This window comes from Leptospira fainei serovar Hurstbridge str. BUT 6 (assembly GCF_000306235.2).
Classification (GTDB): domain Bacteria; phylum Spirochaetota; class Leptospiria; order Leptospirales; family Leptospiraceae; genus Leptospira_B; species Leptospira_B fainei.
On record NZ_AKWZ02000002.1, the window covers coordinates 124,215 to 138,348 of the forward strand.

16 protein-coding genes are annotated in these 14,134 nt (G+C 43.8%); all 16 read left to right on the forward strand.

Features of this window, described 5'->3' with window-relative positions:
• The first annotated feature begins 3 nt into the window (after window positions 1-3).
• The 16 genes from lptB to rplS all read left to right on the forward strand — a co-directional run bounded on the left by lptB (window position 4) and on the right by rplS (window position 14,128).
• On the forward strand, window positions 4-729 hold the full coding sequence (gene lptB, locus LEP1GSC058_RS01945; RefSeq protein ID WP_016547887.1) for an LPS export ABC transporter ATP-binding protein: 726 nt from the start codon (window positions 4-6) through the stop codon (window positions 727-729).
• On the forward strand, window positions 726-2,156 hold the full coding sequence (gene rpoN, locus LEP1GSC058_RS01950) for an RNA polymerase factor sigma-54 (RefSeq protein WP_016547926.1): 1,431 nt from the start codon (window positions 726-728) through the stop codon (window positions 2,154-2,156). The genes lptB and rpoN overlap by 4 nt, the downstream gene beginning before the upstream one ends.
• 4 nt (window positions 2,157-2,160) lie before the next feature.
• Window positions 2,161-3,123 (forward strand): HPr(Ser) kinase/phosphatase, encoded by a 963-nt coding sequence (gene hprK, locus LEP1GSC058_RS01955; protein ID WP_016547959.1) that lies wholly within the window; start codon window positions 2,161-2,163, stop codon window positions 3,121-3,123.
• On the forward strand, window positions 3,098-3,364 hold the full coding sequence (locus LEP1GSC058_RS01960) for an HPr family phosphocarrier protein (protein WP_198014372.1): 267 nt from the start codon (window positions 3,098-3,100) through the stop codon (window positions 3,362-3,364). Before hprK ends, LEP1GSC058_RS01960 begins: the two co-directional genes overlap by 26 nt.
• A complete protein-coding gene (locus LEP1GSC058_RS01965) occupies window positions 3,361-5,154 on the forward strand; it encodes an LIC_11548 family sensor histidine kinase (RefSeq protein ID WP_016547845.1) in 1,794 nt (597 codons plus the stop codon). Before LEP1GSC058_RS01960 ends, LEP1GSC058_RS01965 begins: the two co-directional genes overlap by 4 nt.
• A gap of 6 nt (window positions 5,155-5,160) precedes the next feature.
• Window positions 5,161-6,504, forward strand: a complete 1,344-nt coding sequence (locus tag LEP1GSC058_RS01970; RefSeq protein WP_016548022.1) for a sigma-54-dependent transcriptional regulator — start codon at window positions 5,161-5,163, stop codon at window positions 6,502-6,504.
• The gene (locus tag LEP1GSC058_RS01975) at window positions 6,497-7,345 is read left to right on the forward strand and encodes a hypothetical protein (RefSeq protein ID WP_016548207.1); all 849 of its coding nucleotides are present in this window, start codon (window positions 6,497-6,499) and stop codon (window positions 7,343-7,345) included. The genes LEP1GSC058_RS01970 and LEP1GSC058_RS01975 overlap by 8 nt, the downstream gene beginning before the upstream one ends.
• Window positions 7,342-9,285 (forward strand): replication restart helicase PriA, encoded by a 1,944-nt coding sequence (priA, locus tag LEP1GSC058_RS01980; protein WP_016547898.1) that lies wholly within the window; start codon window positions 7,342-7,344, stop codon window positions 9,283-9,285. Before LEP1GSC058_RS01975 ends, priA begins: the two co-directional genes overlap by 4 nt.
• Window positions 9,285-10,229, forward strand: a complete 945-nt coding sequence (gene fmt, locus LEP1GSC058_RS01985) for a methionyl-tRNA formyltransferase (protein ID WP_016548067.1) — start codon at window positions 9,285-9,287, stop codon at window positions 10,227-10,229. The genes priA and fmt overlap by 1 nt, the downstream gene beginning before the upstream one ends.
• Window positions 10,226-11,227, forward strand: a complete 1,002-nt coding sequence (locus LEP1GSC058_RS01990; RefSeq protein ID WP_016548276.1) for a PASTA domain-containing protein — start codon at window positions 10,226-10,228, stop codon at window positions 11,225-11,227. Before fmt ends, LEP1GSC058_RS01990 begins: the two co-directional genes overlap by 4 nt.
• Window positions 11,224-11,874: a ribulose-phosphate 3-epimerase gene (gene rpe, locus LEP1GSC058_RS01995; RefSeq protein WP_016547828.1), complete on the forward strand. Its 651-nt coding sequence runs from the start codon at window positions 11,224-11,226 to the stop codon at window positions 11,872-11,874. The genes LEP1GSC058_RS01990 and rpe overlap by 4 nt, the downstream gene beginning before the upstream one ends.
• A 163-nt stretch (window positions 11,875-12,037) precedes the next feature.
• Window positions 12,038-12,304: a 30S ribosomal protein S16 gene (gene rpsP / locus LEP1GSC058_RS02000; RefSeq protein ID WP_010569700.1), complete on the forward strand. Its 267-nt coding sequence runs from the start codon at window positions 12,038-12,040 to the stop codon at window positions 12,302-12,304.
• Complete coding sequence (locus tag LEP1GSC058_RS02005) at window positions 12,304-12,534, forward strand: KH domain-containing protein (RefSeq protein ID WP_016547940.1); 231 nt, start codon at window positions 12,304-12,306, stop codon at window positions 12,532-12,534. Before rpsP ends, LEP1GSC058_RS02005 begins: the two co-directional genes overlap by 1 nt.
• Entirely contained in the window at window positions 12,527-13,045 is a 519-nt protein-coding gene (gene rimM, locus LEP1GSC058_RS02010) for a ribosome maturation factor RimM (RefSeq protein WP_016548027.1), read from the forward strand. The genes LEP1GSC058_RS02005 and rimM overlap by 8 nt, the downstream gene beginning before the upstream one ends.
• Window positions 13,035-13,703, forward strand: a complete 669-nt coding sequence (trmD, locus tag LEP1GSC058_RS02015) for a tRNA (guanosine(37)-N1)-methyltransferase TrmD (RefSeq protein WP_016547958.1) — start codon at window positions 13,035-13,037, stop codon at window positions 13,701-13,703. The genes rimM and trmD overlap by 11 nt, the downstream gene beginning before the upstream one ends.
• Window positions 13,700-14,128: a 50S ribosomal protein L19 gene (rplS, locus tag LEP1GSC058_RS02020; RefSeq protein ID WP_016547792.1), complete on the forward strand. Its 429-nt coding sequence runs from the start codon at window positions 13,700-13,702 to the stop codon at window positions 14,126-14,128. The genes trmD and rplS overlap by 4 nt, the downstream gene beginning before the upstream one ends.
• Window positions 14,129-14,134: the final 6 nt, after the last annotated feature.

The window sequence follows — 14,134 nt, forward strand, 5'->3', positions numbered from 1 at the left end:
CGCATGGGTAAGACAATCCGTTGCCAGAACCTCGTAAAGATATATAATAAACGCAAGGTCGTTGACGGGGTCACCTTCGATATTCGGAAAGGAGAAGTCGTAGGATTATTAGGCCCCAACGGGGCAGGCAAGACTACTTCCTTTTATATGTCTGTAGGCTTCGTGCAACCCGATTCGGGTCATGTATTCATAGACGACCAAGACGTAACAGAGTTTCCGATGCATACACGCGCGAAGTTAGGAGTCGGATATTTGGCTCAAGAAGCTTCTATTTTTCGTAAGCTCACTGTCGCTGAGAATTTGGAAGCCATCCTAGAAACGTTAAAAATTCCTAGAAGCGAAATCATTAGAAGAAGAGACGAATTGCTGTTAGAGCTTCAAATTATGCGCGTTGCCAATCAAAAAGGGTATACGCTTTCGGGCGGAGAGCGAAGAAGATGCGAAATCGCCCGCTCACTTGTTACGAATCCCGACTTTATCCTTCTTGACGAACCTTTTGCAGGGGTGGATCCTATAGCCGTTAAGGATATTCAAACGGTAATAAATAGCCTAAAGGAAAAAGGATTAGGAATACTTATCACCGACCATAATGTGCGAGAGACGTTAAAAATAACGGATCGAGCTTATATAATGCATAGCGGGAAAATTTTGATCGCCGGAACACCGAAGGAACTTGTGAACGATAAAGAAGCGAAGCGAATGTATTTGGGCGAGGATTTTAAACTGTGAATTTAAATCACCAACTCGTCCAAAAGCAAACTCAGAAACTGGTAATGACTCAGGACCTTCGCCAGTCCATCGAGCTATTGCCGCTTTCAACGGTCGAACTTGCGGATAGAATCAGCGCCGAGTTGGTGGAAAATCCTATGTTGGAGGAGGAAGCCTCTTCCGAAAGAAGCAAAAACCCGGAATTATATTCGGTAGACGATCTTCGAAGAAAAGAAAAGAACGATTTCTTAAAAAACTCGGATGTCGGCTGGCAAGAATCGTTCAGCATAGATAGACCGCAAACTCGCGGCTCGGATGCTTCCGATCGAAATCAAAAATATATAGAATCCTCGCCCAATACTCAATCACTGTCGGAACATCTTCTTTGGCAATTGCGCATTTCCTCGTTAAAAGGAAAGGAAATGGAAATCGCCGAAATGCTTATTTCGATGCTGGACGACCGAGGATTCATTCCCCAAACTCACGAAAAACTGGCCGCAGAGATCGGAGTGAGCGTCAAGACGATTCGAAAGGTTTTGGATCAGATTCACCAGTTGGATCCTCTTGGAATCGGTGCAAGCGATATCCAACAGACGTTGTTAGTACAAGCTAGAATTTTAAAACCGGAAGACGTTAAACTCCACGACTTAATCGAGAATCATTTGAAAGATCTGGAAAAACTGGATTACAAAGGAATTTCGAAGAAGATGGGAATTCCCGTGGAAAATGTCGAAGCGATGGCTGCAGAAATTAAGAAATTAGAGCCTTTTCCAGCCACTTTGTACACCCCTAAAAAACCGGATTATATACTTCCGGACGTTATCGTAAGGGAGATCGGCGGCGAGTTTAATATTCTGCTAAACGACGAATGGCTTCCGAAACTGAAAATTAATAAAGAATATAAGGGTTTCTTAAAGAAAGGCGCAAAAGATTCGGATCGAGAATATATTTCCACTAAGTTAAGTTCCGCCGAATGGTTGATTCGTTCCGTCAATCAGCGCCGGCAAACTTTATACAGGGTCGTATCGGCAATCATAGAACTCCAAACCGAATTCTTTCGGAAAGGAGTTCGCTTTCTAAGGCCGCTTACTCTAAAGGATATCGCGGAAAGACTGGAATTACACGAATCCACCGTATCTAGAATCACTTCGAATAAATATGTTCAGACTTCTTGGGGAATTCTAGAGTTAAAATGGTTTTTCTCTTCCGGGCTTAAATCCAAAAGCTCCGAAGGTGGAATGGAATCTTCCAAAACGATCCACGATATGATTCGAAATTTAGTAAAGGAAGAAGATCCTGAAAATCCGTTATCCGATCAGGAAATTGTGGAGCATATCGAGAAAAAAGGGATCGAAATCGCAAGACGAACGGTTGCAAAATACCGCAAAATTTTAAGAATACTTCCATCGAACCAAAGAAAGAAAGTTAAATCTTTGGAGGCAAGATAGGTCGATGTCCGTCCCGGGAATTAACGTCGCTAACATACTCAAAGATCATCCCGAACTCGGGTTAAAATTGATAGCCGGGGAAGCAGGCCTGCAGAACCGAATTCATAGTTCTGAAATAAACCGACCCGGGCTTTCTCTCACGGGATTTTACGAAAGCTTCGCTCACGATCGCATTCAAATTTTCGGAAAAGGCGAATGGGCGTATTTAATCTCCAAGGAAGGGGAAGGCCTTTCCAGGATTGCAACGGAATTCTTTCATTTTCATTTAAACTGTATTATCTTTACTCACGGGAATTCGGCTCCCCCGATCTTTATCGAATATTGCAATCGTCTCAATATTCCTTTGCTGATTTCCGACGTTTCTACGCATAAATTTATCACCTTAATTTCACAGATTCTAGATAGAAGTTTGGCTCCTAGAACGATGAGGCACGGGGTTTTAATAGAAGTTTTCGGAATCGGAATCCTTCTTTCCGGTAAAAGCGGAGTAGGAAAGAGTGAAACCGCTCTCGAATTAATCGAACGCGGCCATAGACTCGTTGCGGACGACATGGTGGAAATTCGTCGACTTTCCGAAAGTTACTTAATCGGAACTTGTTCGGATTTACTTCGTCACCACATGGAAATCAGAGGACTCGGAATATTAAATATTAAAGATATATTCGGAATAGGATCCGTCCGCGACCATAAGTTAATCGAGCTAATCATTCACCTGGAAGAATGGTCGGACGATAAAGAGTTCGATAGGACCGGGTTAGAGAACCGCACGGAGGAAGTTTTGGGTGTTTTAATTCCTTTGATTAGACTGCCGGTTCGTCCGGGCCGGAATATTCCGATCATCGTCGAAACTGCGGCAATGAATCAGCGCTTAAAAAAATTAGGTAAAAATGCCGCGGCAGAATTCAGTCAAAAATTAAATATTTATTTGCAGCAAGGTAAAGTTGAGAGAAATCCACCTCAAAATTAATGAAAATAGTACGGGTATGCATGCGCGCCCCGCTTCGGTCTTCGTAAATTGTGCGTCAAAATTTCCCTGCGAAGTTTTGGTTTCTAAGGAAGGCGTAGAAGTCAACGGAAAGAGTATTATGGGATTGATGATGTTGGCGTTAGCACCCGGACAAGAATTTTCCATCAAAGCTACGGGGGAAATGGAAGGGGAGGCGATAGACGCTTTATCCAGGCTTGTCGTCGACGATTTTGCGATATGAATCTTTTTCCTTTTAGGAATGAGGAAAATCGCTATTATCTACGCGATCTCCTTATCCTTTTCGGCGTCATCGTTGTCGCGATAATTTCAGCGGAACTGCTTCACTTTCGGCGATCCGATGAATCTACCTTCGTGGATCGAGTCCTAGTATATATCTATTATACGATCCCTTTATTCGCTCTCGCTCTCGCAATTTCCTATTTATATAGGAATAAGAGAAATTTAGAGACCGGGAGATTGAGAAGTTCGATTCGATATCGACTGTCTTTAGCTTTCCTATTTGTGGCAATGCTTCCGTCGATTCCGGTATTCTTTCTTTCCTCGAACGTAACGAGTCGTTTATTCGAAGGCTTTTACGGGCTCGATATCGGTCAAGCTTTGGATGCCGGCGAATACTTCATTGCGAAGGAGGTTCAGGAAGATCGCAAGGATCTACTGATAAAGGCACATCTACTTCAAAATCTCGTAAAAAAGGAAAATACGAATACCAATCTTCTTACTTTGCGCGCACATGAATTGAATCTGATTTCAAACCCGGGATATTATATAGGATGGTACGAGCGAGAGACTCCCGTTATAGAAAATCACTCGTTACGACTTCCTCCTGACCGCTCCGGATTTGTTCCTCTGAACGGAGAAACTATTCTAGAAAATCTCTCCGTAAATCCCGCGCATTCCTATTACTTTCTGAAAGTTCCGTCCTACGATCCGACCAAATATCTACTTATCGGAAAAAGAATCTTTGTCGGGGATGAGGAGAAAGCATATTCGATTTTAAACACTAGAAAGAATTATCATAAAGCCGATCTTGCTAAAGAAAAACTTCCTTATGAACTCAGAATCACCATTAGTCTTATGATTATCATCGTTTTTCTACTTTCGATTTTCTTTTCTTTGGTCTTTGCCCGAAAAATTTCTCGTCCGATTATCGATTTAGCGAACGCTACCCAGAAAGTTTCCTTGGGCGATACCGATATCAATCTTCCTTTAACGGAAGGAGGAGAGATCGGAGCTTTAGTGGAATCCTTCAATCAAATGGTTAAGGATTTAAAGTCCAAAAATCGCGAATTGATGCATATCCAACGCGTAGCCGCCTGGAAGGAAGTCGCGCAAAGAATGGCGCACGAAATTAAGAACCCGTTGACCCCCATCCAACTCTCAGCAGAACGAATCCGGAGAAAATTGGATTCCAGTGTTCCATTACCGTTTCACGAAATCGTAAAAAAAGGAACGGAGACAATCGTCGGCCAAGTAAAAATATTGGAGCATTTGGTAAACGAATTCTCGGAATTCGCCAGGATGCCTGCGCCGAGGTTGATCAACCAGAATTTGGAACCGATTATACTGGAAAGTGAGAAACTTTACGAACACACTCCGGGAATTCAAATCGAATTGAATCTATCTAAGAATTTACCTGAAATATTTTTGGATAAAAAATTATTCTTAGGAGTAATGAATAATCTATTTAAGAATGCCGTAGAGGCAATCGAGAGAAAAAAAGCTAAAGGGGAATTAGGAGCAAACGCGGGAAGAATTCGCGTATCAACCAGACTCGAAAGAAGAATCATGCGAAAGTCGGTCGTATTAACGATGGAGGATAACGGCACCGGAATACCCGTCGAATACCGAGCTAAAGTTTTCGAACCGTATTACTCTACAAAGGAAGAACATACCTCCGGGATCGGACTTGCGATAGTTCAAAAAACAGTGATTGACCATAGCGGTCATATCTCCGTAGATTTATCCGAGCTGGGCGGTTGCAAATTTCGAATCGAACTGCCTGTTGCCTAACCGAATATGAAAATTTTCATCGTAGACGACGAGCTCGAAATCAGAAAATCCCTCAAGGATATCTTGGAGGATGAACATTACGAAGTTGAGCATTTCTCGAACGGCAGATCTTTTCTGAAACAACTTAAGTCGGAACGACCCGCTCTCGTACTTTTAGACGTTTGGTTGGGAAAAGAAGACGGGCTTACGCTTTTGGATGAATGCAAGAAAATTTACCCGACATTACCCGTTCTAATGATTTCGGGTCATGGAACGATCGAATTAGCCGTGCAGGCGACTAAGAAAGGTGCGGTTGATTTCCTCGAAAAACCGCTATCGATTAATAAGGTGTTAGAAGCGGTGGAAGGAGCTATTGTCGGCCAAGGGAAGGCTGAAATTCCGGAAGTAAAACTGGAATACGATGAAATTTTAGGAAGCTCGCCCCCGATACAAAAGGTCAAGTTTGCAATCGCCCAAGCCGCAGCAACGAACGCGCGCGTTTTCATCTACGGAGAAAACGGAACAGGTAAAGAATTGGTCGCGAGAACTATATTCAAAAACTCGAAACGAAGAGATCAAGCTTACGTTGAAGTAAATTGCGCCGCAATTCCCGAAGAGCTAATCGAATCGGAATTGTTCGGGTATGTGAAGGGAGCCTTTACCGGAGCAACAGAATCAAGAATCGGGAAATTTGAAGCCGCAAACGGAGGAACTTTATTCTTAGACGAAATCTGTGATATGTCCTTATCCACCCAAGCAAAAGTACTTAGAATTCTCCAAGAGCAGCGATTCGAAAAATTGGGAAGTATCGAGACAATTTCAGTAGACGTTCGAATTATTGCCGCGACGAATATACCTGTCGAAGAAGCGATCAAGGAAGGCAAATTTCGGGAAGATCTTTACTATCGATTGAACGTAATCCCTATAGTAATTCCTCCTCTGCGAGATCGTAAATCCGATATCCCGTTACTGGTCGACCACTACGTCGCACTCACTTTAGCTGAAAATAATTTACCCCCTAAAAAAATAGAGAACGAGGCAATTTCGATTCTTGAGAATCATTTTTGGCCGGGTAACATTAGAGAACTGAAAAACGTCATCGAGCGTCTTTGCATTATGACCGTGGGCGATACGATTCGATCTCAAGACGTCAAAGATTCGCTGACAGGTTTCTTAAAAGCGAACGATCTAGTCGAAAAAGGCGATTTTAAACGAGCCAAAGAGGAATTTGAAAGGCAGTACATAGTTAAAACTTTGCAGATGAACGAAGGCAACGTCTCGAAAACGTCCAAAGCCCTCGGTATAGAACGATCGCATCTTTACCGCAAAATGAAATCTCTCGCGATCCAAGCGGAGGATATCCATGACTGACGCTCCGACTTTTCTCCGTGAATTGAAGGGCATTCTACAGGACCTTAGATTCCTAATTAAGAAGGAAGATTTTCCAATTCTTCGGAAACAGGGAGAGCCGGATCCTCAAACTATGGAAATGGTCTGGAAAGAAAATTGGAATTTTGAATCGTCATTTGCCGAACCAGGAACCGCAACGCAAGTCCGTGGAGTTCAGGTAAGAATACCTCCGAAGGAACAAGATAGAAATTTTTCCTGCAAACTCTGTCCGGAGCGCTTAAGTGCTGTGCGTCACTTTATCGTTCGCGGAAGAAAGAAAGTTTTGGTTCTTCACTATACGGGCGAATTTCAGCCGAATAAACCCTCCTATGCTAAGACTTCGCCTCAAAGAATCTTTAGAACTCCGGAAGCGGAGAATTTATTCGACCGGATGATTCAAAAGGAATTCGGATTTTCAATGCGGGAATTTTATTATCAAGAATATCCGGCCTGCCTTTTTTCTCAGGATCGTTCCAGCGAACTCGACTGGAAACGAAGGGTTGAAAATTGCCAACTTCACGTAAAAGAAACCGTCCTAAAAGAAGGAATCAAAGGCATTATATTGCTCGGGGCAGCGGCAACGCTGGCATTCGGAAAAGAAGAGGCAGCTAAGTTACTAGGGAAGACGGTAGAGTTCGAACCGGGCATTCCAATGGTTATATTACGTTCTCCTGAAGCAATTCTCGCGTCGGAGCACAAAAGAAAAGAAGCCTTACCGGAAACCGTCGAGTTTCAAGAGGCAAAGAAAAAGGAAATCGAAGTCAAGGAAAGTGTTCTTTCCCAATTGAATCGGTTTCACCAAGAGGTTAAAGATCGGATTTGATTCGTTACGCCGAAATCGCTTTTGACCTTCCGATTCAAGAAGACACCTTCACTTACGAAGTTCCGCCGGAAACACCTATCGGAGTCCGCGTAAGAGCGCGATTGAGAGGCCGCAAAGAAGAAGGCATCGTGATGTCCGTTCACTCGAACGAACCGAGTTACAAGGTTCTTCCGGTTGAAAAAATTATAGATAAGATTCCGATCATCACGGACGAACAGATAAAGCTCGCATATTGGATGAAGGAGCAGTATCTTTCCTCTTTGGGTGAATGCATTCATAAGATGATTCCCAAAGGAAGAAGGCATTCTAAGGCCGTCTTCGATCGAGAAGAAGCCGAATCTCAGCCATTACCGTTAAACGACGAGCAAAAAAAAGCGTATGAGAATATCAAAAGCGATTTTGGTAAAGACGCAGTCCATCTACTTTTCGGAATTACGGGAAGCGGAAAAACGGAGATTTATCTACATTTAATCGGAGATTTATTAAGAAAAAGTGATAAAGGCGTCTTGCTTTTGGTACCGGAAATCGGATTAACGTACCATATTATTCGAAAACTCGAAGCAGTGTTTCCGGGACAAATCGCGCTATTGCATTCCGCATTGAAAGTTTCGGAACGATTTAAAGCGTACATGGATTTATTGCATGGCAAGAAGAGAATCGCAGTAGGAACACGATCGGCGGTTTTCGCGCCGGTTCCAAAACTCGGCCTAATCATCATAGACGAGGAACACGACGGTTCTTTCAAGGAACATTCGTCGCCTAGATACCACGCCCGCCAGGTGGCGCTCCAACGGTGTAGAGAGAGTAAAGCCGTCTTAGTTTTGGGCTCGGCAACTCCCGCGTTGGAAGTCTATCATTTGGCCGTCACAGGTAAAATCGGTTTACAAATCCTAAGTAAGCGCCCCGGAAAAGCAAAACCGCCTCTTGTGAGGATTGTGGAAAATAGAAAGGATTCCCGACTTATAAGTTCTGATCTAAGCTTTGCCATAAAACAACGCCTAGATCGAAAAGAACAGGTCATTCTTCTCTTAAACAGACGCGGTTACAGCCCTTTATTATATTCCGAAAATGAAAAGTCTTACGTTCCCTGTCCCAACTGCACGTCCCATCTTTGCTTTCATAAAAAAGGATCCGTCGTTTGCCATCTTTGCGGTTATACGGATTCTTTAGCACATATAGAAGCGATCCGAGGAGAAAAGTTAGTATTGCTGGGGACCGGCACTCAAAAATTGGAAGAACATTTATTAGAAGCATTCCCAGGCTCGAAGATCGAACGTCTTGACCAAGATTCGATCCAAGATCGGTCCTTGTTAACGGAAGTGATAGGTCGACTCGTTCATGGAGAAATCGATATTCTGACGGGAACTCAAATGATTTCCAAAGGATTAGACGCGGGAAGAGTTACTTTGGTCGGAGTTTTAAATGCAGGAATCGGTTTAGGGCTTCCTGATTTTAGAGCCGGAGAACGAGTTTTTTCCCTGCTGACACAAGTTGCCGGGCGAGCAGGAAGAGCAGATTTACTCGGTGAAGTCATTATCGAAACTCATACGCCGGACCACCCGATCATTCGAATGGCCATCGATCAGAATTACGTAAAATTTTACGAATCGGAACTGCCGATTCGAAGAGAACTGTTCTATCCTCCATATTCAAGATTGATCCGAATCCTCTCCAGATCGCCGGATGAACAAGCGTCTCTAAAAACGATCGATGCAGTCTCTACGATCCTTAAACGTCATCTACCGGATCCTAATACGATCCTTCTCGGCCCTGCGCCTTGTCCTTTTTATAAGATAGATAAAAACTTTAGGAATCATTTACTTATCAAAACCACTGCTCAGAATAAATGGAGAGAAGTATTGCGGGAGGAAGTAAGAAAGATAAAAATTCCTAAAAACGTTTACTTAGAATTGGATTTTGATCCAGTGGACCTCGTCTGATGAAAATCGCATTCTTTGGGACGCCGGAACATTCGGCTAAACTTCTTTCTTCTCTCTTAGAAGAGAAAGATATCGAAATCCTATTCGTAGTCACTAATCCGGATCGTCCAAAAGGGCGCAGTAAAACCCCGAGCCCTAGTCCGGTAAAAGAAATTGCACAAAATGCCGGAATACCCGTATTTCAATTCGAATCGATTAAAAGGGAAAGGGAAAAAGCCGTGCAAGAATTTTCCAAATTTCCTGCCGAGTTATACGTAGTCTTCGCCTATGGGTCGATCCTGCCAAAAGAAGTCTTTCAATTTCCTAAATTCGGCTCGATTAACTTACACGGATCGCTTCTACCCGATTTGCGAGGCGCCTCGCCGGTGCAAACTGCTCTTTGGAAAGGATACTCTAAGACAGGTATCAGTATTCAATATATCGGGGAGGGCATGGACGAAGGGGACATCATTCAAGAAAAAGAAATTTCGATTTCGATGGAAGATGACACGGGCACACTGATGGATAAAATTACCCAGGCCGGGATCGAATGCCTTAGGCAGCTACTCAAAGGAAGTAGAACGGAATTCTTTCCGGCGATCGGACAAGACCATTCTAAAGCAACCTATTGTACGAAACTGAAATCGGAGGATCGAATTTTGGATTTTACTCTTCCTGCAATCGACGTACATAATCGAATTCGAGCCTTAGCTCCCGATCCCGGTGCGGTTTGCAGTTTTCGAGATAAACGCCTGGTTCTGCGAAAAACGATTTGGACCGATATCTTGGAAGAGCCGACTTTACCTGGAAGATTGAAACGAATGGACAGAAAAGGCCTTCTTTTTCAGTGTGGAGATGGTCGATTCTTGGAAGTCATCTCTCTTCAACCGGAGAATAAGAACCGCATGAGTGCGGCGGATTTCCTGAACGGCTTCCGCATCACAGAAGAGGACCGGTTCCAGTGACTCAGGAAGAACTCCGTTCCAAATACCTCCCCATCGGGGGTTATCTATTTTTTATCGCATTCGCTTTGGTCGTTTTTTTTATCGCGGCCTTTCTAGTGGTTTTTGTTCGCACCAAAAGTTCTACCTTGGTGGTCATGCCCGACGTTGTAGGGAAGTCCTATAATGAAGTGCATAATGAATTGAGCCGCCTTCAGCTGAAGATTCGACTCGAATCCAAACGATATCCGGATAAGACGGATGGAATCATTATTTATCAATCCATTCGTCCGGGTCGAGAAATTGAGGCAGGATCGAAAGTGTCTCTAACGGTGAATATCGGATTGGATCGACTCATCATGCCCGAATTGAAAGGTCAGACGCTTGCGTCCGCTAAGAACGCCCTTGAAAAAGTCCTATCGGGAGAAACATACGTATCTCTACAACTAGGCGGGGTAACGTACGTGGAACCTAAGGAAGGCGAGCTTCCCGATACGGTCGTAGATCAAATCCCTGAAGCGGGAAAAAATACGACGGCAAGAGAGAAAGTCTTTCTCTTAGTTACGAAAGCTTCGGTAAAAAAGAAAGATAGTGAGCCGCAGACTCTGGATTTTAAACCAGGCGATTCTTTCGTATTTGCACAAAGAACGTTAGCTCGCGCAGGAATTCCCTCAAAAGCCGAAGTAGTCGAAACGAAATTTCGCCCTGAAAGCGGAAAAATCGAATCGGTACAAAAGATCGGATCCGAATATCGGTTCAAAGTATTTTATTTCGAACCGGAAGACAGAGTAGAAAGCGGCTATGAAAGCTTCGAATATAAGATCCGAGACAACGGAAATTATAAATTAGTTCTGAAAGATCAGAAAGACGAATCTAAGCAAATCGAATTATCCGCGGCAACCCCATACCAAGAAGGGGAAAAAATCCAAACAGTATTTTATCGGGCAGGCGATGTCACTTTGGTCCTATTGGATCAATCCGGTTCGAAAGTAAAATCCAAAGACTACGAGAACGAATTTTGAAAATCTCCGCCTCCATCTTAGCAACCCAACTAACTTCGCTTTCTTCTCAGATTCCTTCCTTCCAATTAGAAAACATCGATTTGATTCATATGGATGTGATGGACGGAAATTTCGTGCCACAAATCAGCTTTGGAGAGGCGATCACTAAAGAAGTAAAGGGTATGACCTCCATCCCGTTGGATGTACATCTAATGGTAGAGAGGCCTGAAAATCATGTTCCTAAGTATTACGAACTGAATCCTTATTGCATTACGTTTCATGCGGAGACGACGAGATTCCCGATCCGTTTGGCCCAAGAAATTAAGAAGAACGGACCGAAAGTAGGCGTTTCTCTAAACCCGGGTACGCCAGTTTCCGCATTAGAAACCCTACTTCCTTATATCGATTTAGTGCTGATCATGACGGTTGAGCCCGGTTTCTACGGCCAAAAGTTCGTCGAGGGCGGAATGGAAAAGATTAGGAAAGTAAAATCTTTAATCGCATCTTATCCAATCGAACTTGAGGTAGACGGCGGCGTTAATGACTCTAATATTCTAGACTTAGCAAAAGCTGGCGTGGATATTTGCGTAGTCGGCGCAGGTCTATTCAAGTCAGGACATCCTAACGATAACGGAAAAAACCTGAAGAAACTCGCATCCGGAACCTGAGAACTAAGGATTCCTTTCCTAGCATCTACTTAAAATGAAGATGAAAGGGAAACAAGGCACATAATGCCGTAAAACCTTGACAGTCGGTAACGGCTCTAAAAAATGGCTTATTAAGGCAAACTGTGCTTCAGTTTGCCATCGTATCCAACGAAGGATTTTTACTTTGGTTAAGATCAGATTACAGAGAACTGGAGCCAAAAACAACCCGCACTATCGGGTCGTAGCAGCGGATAGCCGCTCTCCTCGCGACGGAAAGTTTATTGATATTCTAGGGCATTATCACCCGGCGGAAATCAAAGGACAAACCGTTTTAGACAAAACGAAAGTTTTGGATTGGCTAAAAAAGGGTGCTCAACCTACGGGAACCGTACTGAACCTCATTAAAAATGAGGGAATCTGGGCGGAATACAAACAAGCCGCTAAGAAGTAATGGAAGAACTAATCCGCTACATCGTAACTTCCCTGGTAGATTATCCGGAGGAGATTTCCGTAACGGAAATAGAAGGCGAGGAGCAAACGGTTTTAGAACTGAGGGTTTCTCCGAAAGACGTAGGGAAAGTGATCGGTAAAAACGGCAGGATTGCAAAATCTCTACGCGCAATTCTAACTGCTGCTTCCATTAAAGCGGGCAAAAATATCTCCCTGGAAATTATTGACTGAGAATCTAATCCTTGCCGGTAAGCTAGGGAAACCCTTTGGATTAAAGGGTTTCATCCGGCTTGTTGCCCAAGATAGTTCCCTTCCTACTCTCAAACATCCCTTGTCCGTCACTCTTCGCTTTCCGGGTAAACCTGACCTTTCCCTAATTTTATTGGAAACTAAGATTCATTCTGGTAGAATTCACCTTCGTTTCCAGGATTATAGCAGTCCGGAAGACTCGACAAAGTTGACCGGGGCGAGCGTTTTTGTGGATCGCTCAGTCTTTCCGCCGAGTCAAGGTGATGAATACTATCTTTTCGAACTCAAGGGTCTTCGCGGAATCGCAGAATCCGGCGAGGATTTGAATTGGATCTTGGAGGATATCATGGAAAATCCTGCGCATCCGATTTTATTGTTTCGAGAAGGGGAGAAAGAGATTCTAGTCCCTTTTATCGATCAGTTTGTCGGGAAGGTAATTCTGGCCGACGGGAAAATCTTTCTTAAGAACCCGGAGATTTGGGATGAAGTTTAACTTTATCACTCTTTTTCCTTCTAAAATCCAATCCTACTTTGCCGAAGGGCTTCAAGAAAAGGCGATTCGAAACGGAGTCTTCTCGATCAATGTAGTACATCTCCGTGACTATTCCAACAATAAGCATTTTAAAGTGGATGATACTCCTTATGGCGGCGGTCCGGGAATGCTATTGAAAGTCGAGCCAGTTCATCTCGCACTCCAATCGTTGAGAGAAGAGAAAGGACTCGTGATCATGACGACTCCTTCCGGAATTCCATTCACTCAGGAAATAGCAGTTAAGCTTGCAAAGAAAGAGGGCCCAATCACTCTCATATCCGGTTACTACGAAGGCGTGGACCATCGAGTTACCGAACATCTTGTTGACATAGAACTGTCCCTTGGAAATTATGTAATCTCAGCCGGAGATTTGGCCAGCCTTTGTATAGTAGATGCAGTGTCCAGGCTTTTGCCGGGATTTATGGGCGACCAAGAAAGTCTGGAAGACGAGTCGCATAATGATCGGGACGTACTAGAGTATCCCCAATATACGAAGCCTTCCGAATATAACGGGTGGCAAGTTCCCGAGGTTCTACTTAGCGGAAACCACGCTGCAATTGAATCTTGGCGCGAGAGTAACAGAAAGAGAATCAACCCCGATAAAACGAGGAATCTATGAAAGAACTTCTTAAGGGCGGATTGCCCACTGACCCTAACCGTACCCTGAATTTCAATGTCGGGGATACCGTTAAAGTACATTATAAAATCCAAGAATCCGGAAAAGAGCGCATTCAGGTATATGAAGGGGTAGTGATTTCTATCGCCAACGGCGGTAACGGAAAGTCTTTCACCGTACGACGCATTTCTTATGATGTGGGTGTTGAACGAGTATTTCCGCTGTATTCACCTCGAATCGCAAAGATCGAACTAATCCGTAAGGGACGAGTTCGTCGTTCTAAGCTCTTCTTCCTCCGCGAACGTTCCGGCAAATCGGCTCGTATACGCGAATTGAAAGGTGGAAAAACCTTAGTAGCCGAAGATAAAAAACGCCAAGCGGCTGCCGATGCTGCGGCGACCACTTCCGGAGTTCCGGCTTCGGAATAAGAACCT